The following is a 7,424-nucleotide window of genomic DNA, read 5'->3' as shown; positions in this document are numbered from 1 at the left end:
GTGATTTTAGAATCGAGCCTGAAATACAAAAGCTCGCGGTTGCTCTGCAATGCCTCTGCGCTTGGATTTAACAGCGAGTGCACGGCTGCGGTGACATCACCGAACGTAAGCTTGCCACTTTTGCGCTGCACTGATTTAAGCGCTTCGGCATAAATTTTAATTAGTCCTGCCAGCTTAGCCGCATATGCCGCATCCATCCACGCTATTTCGCGAGCTATGGCGTCTTTTAGCCTTGCTAGCTCGCCGTCAAGATGCGAAATTTTTTTAAGCTGCGAGCGCGAATAATCGAAACTGCCGTTGGCAAGAGCCGAAAGAATAAAACCCGAGGATAATTTTGACAGATCGCTAACAGGGCTTAGCCCATTTACGGCTCCAGCGCTTACGCCCGCATTTCTCGCCGCTTTTTGCAAGCGGGATAAAATTTCATTTATCTCTGCCAGCGCGGAGCTTACGGGAAGTGTGGGCGGATTTATGCTTATATCGCCTCTCCAAATGCTTTGTAAGCTATTTAAAAACTCGCTCTTTGTCATTCCTGAGTCGCTTACGTAGTCCACGACCTCTCTTAATAGCGCTTCGTTTTTACAAATCGCGCCTAAAAACGCCGCCTGCTGCACGCCCAAAATCCCTTCATCGTTTTCAAAGCTTGGATCAATGCCGCTGTTTAACGCAAAGGAGCGCAGAGCCTTTGCAAAAAACGCATCAAAGGTAAAGACGTTTAGGCTCTCGCTTAAAAATTTCGGGCTCAGTCGCTCTTGAGCTGCCATAACTTCATCCACGCTTAGCCCTAAATCAGCGCAAATTTGCTCCAGCTCGGCGCTAGGCTTTAGCGAGCCATCCTGAAAAAGCAGCAAATTTTGAAATTTCTCCACGATACGCGTTTTCATCTCAGCAGCCGCTTTTTTAGTAAAGGTAAGCGCTAAAATTTCATTGATCGGCTCGCCTTTTAGCACCAGCTCGATGAACCTTACTGCGAGATTGAAGGTCTTGCCGCTGCCTGCGCTTGCTTCAAGCGCCAGATAATTTTCAAATTTTGCCATCAATCTGCCCCTTGCAAATGATTTTATAATCGCAGTATTCGCAACTTTGCACCGCTTCCGTGCGCATAAAAGCGACCTCGCTTGCAAATTCCTTGCCGATAGAGCTTAGCGTCTCGCGCAGATTTTCTAAGCTAGGCGTTTTATCGCTAGGAGCCGCAAACGCGCAATCTTTTAGCGACAGATAGGCACATTCGCACTCTTGGGCTAAAAGCGCGCGATAAAACGTAAGCTGAAATTTTTCCATATGCTTTTTAGCTGAACCGCGTTTGTAATCGATGATGAACTTCCGCCCTGCCTTATCTTCGTCGATGCGGTCGATCCGCCCGCTCAGCCGCACTCCGTCAAGCTCGCCTTTTAGCGATACTTCACTACCGCTAAAGCTCCAAATTTGCTCATGCCCTTCTAAAAGCCTAGCTAGCTTTTCTACAGCTTTTAGCTCAAGCTCCGCATCAAAGCGCGCGATGCCTGCTTCTCGCGCAAGCTGCGAATAAATATAGCGAAATTTTTCCATACTAAATTTCATCCCCGCTCGCTCATATAAACGCTGAAAACTTGTATGTAAAATTTTGCCTAAAAGCGCATTGTCCTCGCCAAATTTTAGCCCCTCCCTCAGCCCAAAAACGTAGCGGTAATAATACTTCCTCTTGCATTCTAAAAACGTATCCAGCCGCGAAAACGATAGCTCCTCGGCAAAAAAATCATGGCGAGCCACGGGATCTTCTTGTCCGCATAAGGCGGGCTTAAATTCCTCTCTCCCAAAAAGTCGCAAATAATCCTCCTGCGAAAATTCCGCGTCTTGTTGTACTTCAAAGCTTTTCAAAAACCGCGAAAGCAATTTCTCGACGCTTTGCAGATAGCAAATCGCGCTTTTTTTAGCGCCTCTTAGCAAGCCGTCGTAGTAAAATCTTTGTAAATTTTCGCGGTCTGCGTGGCTGATGAGCCCTGCTCTAGCGCGCAAAGCGGAGTTTAAAAACATCTCTCCGCTACTGCGCTTAGGCACCAGATCATCGTTAAAATCAGGAATTATCACGCCGTCAAATTGCAGTCCGCGGCTCTCTAAAAGCCCCATTACCGTGACCTTTCCGCCACGAACATCGTCGAGCTTGATGCGCGAAATTTCTAACAAAAAAAGATCGATCAGATTGCCTAAGCTTAGGTTTTCGTCCTTAAATTTTCGAAGCAAAATTTTAATTAGATATAGCGTCTCTTTTAGCTTTTCTTGCAACAGCGCGTCGCTAATTTTAGGTAAACAGGCAAGCTTGGCAATTAGCGCTTCGAAATGCTCGAAGCTTACTTGCTTTGCAAAATCGCGTGCGAACTCGCCAAAAAGCGCCTCATCCACGCCCACACTCGCAAAAAACAGATCAAGCTCCTGCGGGTTTGAGCGCTGCGGATACTCATCTGCGCCCTCGCGCATTTTAGAGCACCTAAAGCGATCGCGCCGCTCAGGGCTTTTTGAATGCCAATCTTCTTCCTCAAGCTCTATATGCTCCCGCTGCATAGAGTATTTTGGGCTCTCTTGCTGCTTTAAAAACTTTTTTTGTTTTGCACGAGCCGAATAATCGTGCTGCTGCGCACACTCCAAAGGCTCTTGCAACTCTGCAACATCCAAAGAAAAGCTTTGCCCGTACGCGCCATCCGTGCGTTCCGCCGAAATTTCGCGCAGAATTTCAAAATTTTCCGTATTTTCAAACGCCCCTGCAGACATAAAATTTAAATCCGCTTTAGAATTTGAAAAAATTTCGCAATCAAGCTCGAAATTTTGCTGTGCTAAATTTTGCGAAATAGAATTCTCCGAAGCAAAATTCCCAAGCGCTAAATTTTGCTGTATCGCGGAATCCCCCGTATCCAAAAATTCTCCGTCCGGGCTTTTGAATGCGCGGTAATCTACGCCAAATTTCGGCATGAGCGCTTCTTTTAAGCACTGTGAAATTTTCTCTAGCGTTACGTAAAATAGGCTATCTTTAAGCTTCTCGCCCATCGCGAAATTTAGCATGCGGTGCGAGCCGCGAGCCTTTGCGATGCGCTCGTCATAAAGCCGCAGCGTGCCGGCAAAGCTCTCGTCGGGCAAAATCACCGCGATGCTCTCCGGCGCGATGCCCGCGCGCACAAAGGATGAAATTTTTTCAAAAACGTAGCTCGCCTGCAAGCTTCGTAGCTCAAAGCCTCTACACACAACCGCTCCGCCCACGCCTAGCGGCTCGCGGCTTAAAATTTCACCCGTACTAAGATTTACGCGGTATGCAAAACCTGGCTCTAGACTTATGCCGCAAAGCTCCTCCACCGCGCGCACGGGCTTGGAATTTAAAGTCGTGGCTCTAAAGTTCAATACAACCTCGCTAAGCTCCGCAGCGCGCTTAAAAACCTCGAACTCAAATGCGCTAGGATTGCCGTCGATGTTAATTTCTATCCGCTCAAATCCGCGCAGATAGGATTCGTTTAGCTCATAAAGCGCGGGCAGCGTGATCTCGTCGTAAAATCCATGCTCGCGCAAAATCCTTGCATACGCCCCCGCTAGCTCTCGAAGAATTTCAAAATGCTCGGCGTACCACGCGTAGGTGTCGCTAAGATCGAGCGCATCGATACTTACGCGCTCCGTCGCAAGCTCCTTGAAAAAGCCGAAAAGATACTCGCGGTTGCGCATAAACTCGTAAAGCTCGCTAGGGAATTTCAGCCTTTCGCCCGCGCGCTTGCTCTCGCTCACCGCCTGCTTCATAAAAAGCGCGCGATCTATCTCGCCGCAAGCGACAAGATCCGGCACAAAAAGCGCCTTTTCGTAGAATTCCGCCAACGTAATCCTTGGCGCCAGCACGCCGCCACTCTCGCTTTGTAGTGCCGCGCGTAGCGCACGCGAGCTGGTGTAGACAAAGAGATTTTTAGAGGGCAAATTTTTCAAAACAAATCCTTTATGGGCGATTCGCAGAACGCGGAATTTTGCGATATTTTAGCAAGAAAATTTTAGTTTCGCCTTTTAAGCAAAGAAGTTTTTAAAAAGCTTGAGAGGCTAAATTTTATCAAGTCAAATTTAGCAAATTGGACGAGCGTAAAATTTTAATCTATGGCGCTTTGGCGCGGAATTCTACCTCGCTCCGCATTAATCGCGGCATAATTTAAACGCAAAATTTTACGAATAAAATTCCTTAAATTACAAAGCGGCAAAAACGCGATCAAATTTAAGCAGGCTCAAGCTCGATCTTGTATCCCAGGCTTGGGACGTTTTTTATGATTTCGCCACCCACTTTATCGCGGATACGCTTGACGAAGGTACGAAGCGCCGTATCACTCACGGCTCCTTCGGTCCAGACGTAACGCTTGATCTCCTCGTAAAGCACCAGCTCGCCCACGCGACTGGCTAGCAGCGAGACAAAAGAAAGCTCCTTTTTAGTAAGCACGATCTGCTCGCCATCCTTCAGCAAAATACGGCGAAGCCCGTCAAATACGTAGCCTGCGCCCATATTTACGACTCGCACAGAGTCCAGCTTAGACTTCATCAGTGCACTTATCTCTAGCACAAATGCGGCGATATCTACCGGCTTAAAGTAATACCGCTCGACGCCAATCTCCATAACGCCTTTTAGCTGCTCCTCCCTACTGAAGCCGCTAAGCACCACGATAGGGGCATGCGGAAAGATCTGCTTAATCTGACGTATCATCGCTAGCCCATCTTCAATCGGCATTAGAATGTCGGTAATGACGAGATTAGGGCTAAATTTTTTGAATTTTTTTACACCTTCAAGCCCGTTTTGGGCATTGTAAACGTTGTTAAAAATACCCTCAAACGCCTTATGCAGCGAGGCTAGTAATTTAGTATCATCCTCGACTAGCAAGACGTCCAGCTCTTTTAAAGCGCAGCTCATAGCAGACCCCTCAAGGCGAAATTTCAAACGAAATTCTTTCAAATTTTCTCTTTTATTGAGCTTAAAATAATGTTAAGTTAAAAATTTAATTTCATAAAGTAACACAACTCTTATTTTAGGTGCAAATATGGGCGGGATTAAAAAACAGGCGTGAGTAAAAACTGTAGCCTAGGAATGGAGCAAAAATTTAAAGTAACGCGAGCTAAATCTTATCGGTGTGAAAGAGATTTAAAAGGGGTTGAAAGTAAAATTTCAAAGCTGGCGCAGGTAAAATTTCACTACGCGGCGGAGTGGAATTTTATTTTAGGCAAATGGCTTTTAGAGGGAAATGAAACAGCGCTGATAAGATTTTAGTGGATAAATGGCGCTAGATAAAATTTTACGGGCAGCAAAGCGTTTATTGGCATAACTTTGACGGCAACAAGACGACTTCTCAAATTTAAATGGCTTAAGACTGCGCGAAATGTACCGCAGGATCTGTTTTGAAAGGGCTAAGTGCACCAAGTCCAATTTTTAAATTTAAAACGCATGAAATTTAGCCGCGCGTGCGCTTAAAAGCTATGTGGAAGCAAAATCGCACAAATGAGAAGTTACGGCGCGCAGCCAGTTTAAATTTAAAATCGCGACTAGCGCAGATCCGTTTCATCCAAAAAGCTGCTTAATCCAAAATCACCGCGGCAATCCTAAGTCCGTAAAAGCGTGCTTTACACGCTACTCTAGCCTGCAATTATCCAGGCTGCGACAGGCTTTAAATTTACGACGCAAAGACCGCATTAAAATTTAAAGCTTGTCGTAAATTTAAAATTTTACCGCAGGGCCGCGGTAAAATTTCATGCAGGCAAAATTTCAAAAATCATAAAATTTCAAGAAATTCTTTGAATATATATTTGCTCTCGGTAGGCCCCGCGCTGGCTTCGGGGTGGTGCTGCACCGAAAATACGGGATAGTCTTTGTATCGCACCCCCTCGATCGTGCCGTCGAAAAGATTGCGGTGCGTGATCTCGCAGATCTGCGCGATCGTTTCTGGGACGTTGTAGTTGTGGTTTTGCGCGGTGATCTCGATCGATTTGGTGCGCAGGTTTTGTACGGGGTGGTTTGCACCGTGCTGGCCGAATTTCAGCTTGTAGGTCTCATATCCCATCGCGTTGCTTAGCAGTTGATGACCTAGGCAAATTCCAAAAATCGGCACGCGCGCTTCGACCATCTTTTTGATCTGTGCGATCTCCTCTTTAAGCATACGAGGCTCGCCCGGACCGTTTGATAAAAACACACCGTCGATCTGCCCCTCTTTAAGCTTAGCGATCAAGCTCTCCGCTTTAACATCGTGCGGAAAAACCTCTACTCCGAGCCCTAGATCGCAAAGCTCGTTTAGGATATTTCGCTTGACGCCGTAATCGATCACGGCTATCTTTTTGCCGCAGCTTGCGGGCTGAGTGTAGCTTCCGCGCTCGGCATCCCAGCGACCCGAAGTGTGCTTATACGGCGCCTTCGTGCTTACAATGCTTACGTAGTTGATCTCCTCTATGCGCGCAGACTCGCCAAGAGCCTTTTTAAGAGCCGCCTTATCGCTGATCTCGGTAGAGACGAAGGCGCGCAGACTGCCCTGATCGCGCAGCATCTTGGTTAAAAATCTAGTGTCGATGTCGTAAACGCCGAATTTTCCGTTTTGCAGAAAATAATCTTCTAGGCTCATCTGTGAGCGGAAATTTGAAGGCTCGTTGTTAAAATTTCTTACGAAAATTCCGCTGGCGTGGATTTTAGAGCTTTCTTTGTCGTTTTCGTTGATACCTACGATACCGATTTCAGGCATAGTGAAAATAATAAACTGCCCCGCGTAGCTAGGATCGGAGATGATCTCCTCGTAGCCGGTGGCGGAGGTGTTAAACACGAGCTCGCCGAATGCGCTACCGCCCTTGCCGAACGCCTTGGCTTGCAGATAGATGCCGTTTTCTATGTAGATATACGCGTTCATCACAGCATGCCCCGTTTTCTTAGCTCCTCTTCGTAGAGCTTTTCAAACACCAGCTCGTATTCTTCGGTTCCCGGGATCAGTTTTTGCTTGTAGCCCTCGATCTTTTCATAGACCACATCCTCAATCTTTTGATAATTTTTAAGATATTCGTCGATCGCGTTATAAATTATCGTCTTTAGCCTGTTTTCCGAGACTTTGTAATCGATCAAATTTTTCTTCCAAACGGTTTCTAAAATTTTATGCGATATGGTGCCATAGCGATCCTCGAAATTTAGCTCGAAATCCTCGTCGTTTGCGATGTGGCGTTTGATGAGCCAAAACATATCTTTTTTATTCACGCTCATCTCATCTAGCTCGCTTATGCGCTCATCTATCAGCTCATTTGCGCGCTCGTCTATCGCTCTTTCTTTTTGCAGATCGCCCCTTATGATCTCGTCGGCTTCCTTGGCGACGGGCTCTATGCCTGCACTAAGCGTAACGCAGCCCGAGTTTAGCAGATCCAGCGCTATTTTATGCGCGATATATGGCACGTGTGGTAGTCGTATTCGCATGATCGTT

General features: G+C 46.7%; 6 protein-coding genes. 1 reads left to right on the top strand and 5 read right to left on the bottom strand.

Going from position 1 to position 7,424, the window contains the following annotated elements; translation table 11 throughout:
- From Q0460_RS02830 to Q0460_RS02820, 3 genes are all read right to left on the bottom strand, one after another.
- On the bottom strand, positions 1 to 1,037 hold a 1,037-nt coding region (locus tag Q0460_RS02830), incomplete at its 3' end, for a UvrD-helicase domain-containing protein (RefSeq protein WP_299084611.1).
- Complete coding sequence (locus Q0460_RS02825) at positions 1,024 to 3,933, bottom strand: PD-(D/E)XK nuclease family protein (RefSeq protein ID WP_299084608.1); 2,910 nt, start codon at positions 3,931 to 3,933, stop codon at positions 1,024 to 1,026. The genes Q0460_RS02825 and Q0460_RS02830, both read right to left, overlap by 14 nt.
- Positions 3,934 to 4,210: 277 nt before the next feature.
- Positions 4,211 to 4,936: a response regulator transcription factor gene (locus Q0460_RS02820; RefSeq protein WP_297894445.1), complete on the bottom strand. Its 726-nt coding sequence runs from the start codon at positions 4,934 to 4,936 to the stop codon at positions 4,211 to 4,213.
- Between the two features lie 108 nt (positions 4,937 to 5,044).
- On the opposite strand from Q0460_RS02820, the gene Q0460_RS02815 reads away from it, so the two are divergent.
- Positions 5,045 to 5,248 (top strand): hypothetical protein, encoded by a 204-nt coding sequence (locus tag Q0460_RS02815; RefSeq protein WP_299084605.1) that lies wholly within the window; start codon positions 5,045 to 5,047, stop codon positions 5,246 to 5,248.
- Between the two features lie 499 nt (positions 5,249 to 5,747).
- Here the strand turns inward: Q0460_RS02815 and carA are convergent, their stop codons facing one another.
- Positions 5,748 to 6,866: a glutamine-hydrolyzing carbamoyl-phosphate synthase small subunit gene (gene carA, locus Q0460_RS02810; RefSeq protein ID WP_299084603.1), complete on the bottom strand. Its 1,119-nt coding sequence runs from the start codon at positions 6,864 to 6,866 to the stop codon at positions 5,748 to 5,750.
- A complete protein-coding gene (locus tag Q0460_RS02805; protein ID WP_299084600.1) occupies positions 6,866 to 7,417 on the bottom strand; it encodes a DUF507 family protein in 552 nt (183 codons plus the stop codon). The genes carA and Q0460_RS02805 overlap by 1 nt, the downstream gene beginning before the upstream one ends.
- Positions 7,418 to 7,424 lie beyond the last annotated feature (7 nt).

Origin of the sequence: uncultured Campylobacter sp. (genome assembly GCF_937980635.1) — a bacterium.
GTDB lineage: Bacteria > Campylobacterota > Campylobacteria > Campylobacterales > Campylobacteraceae > Campylobacter_B.
The sequence above is the reverse complement of the archived record's forward strand: the minus strand, read 5'-3'. Positions and strand labels throughout refer to the sequence as shown.

Excerpts from the sequence above, each read along its gene's own strand:
- carA (WP_299084603.1), bottom strand. The coding sequence starts at position 6,866 with ATGAACGCGTATATCTACATAGAAAACGGCATCTATCTGCAAGCCAAG.
- Q0460_RS02805 (WP_299084600.1), bottom strand. The coding sequence starts at position 7,417 with ATGCGAATACGACTACCACACGTGCCATATATCGCGCATAAAATAGCG.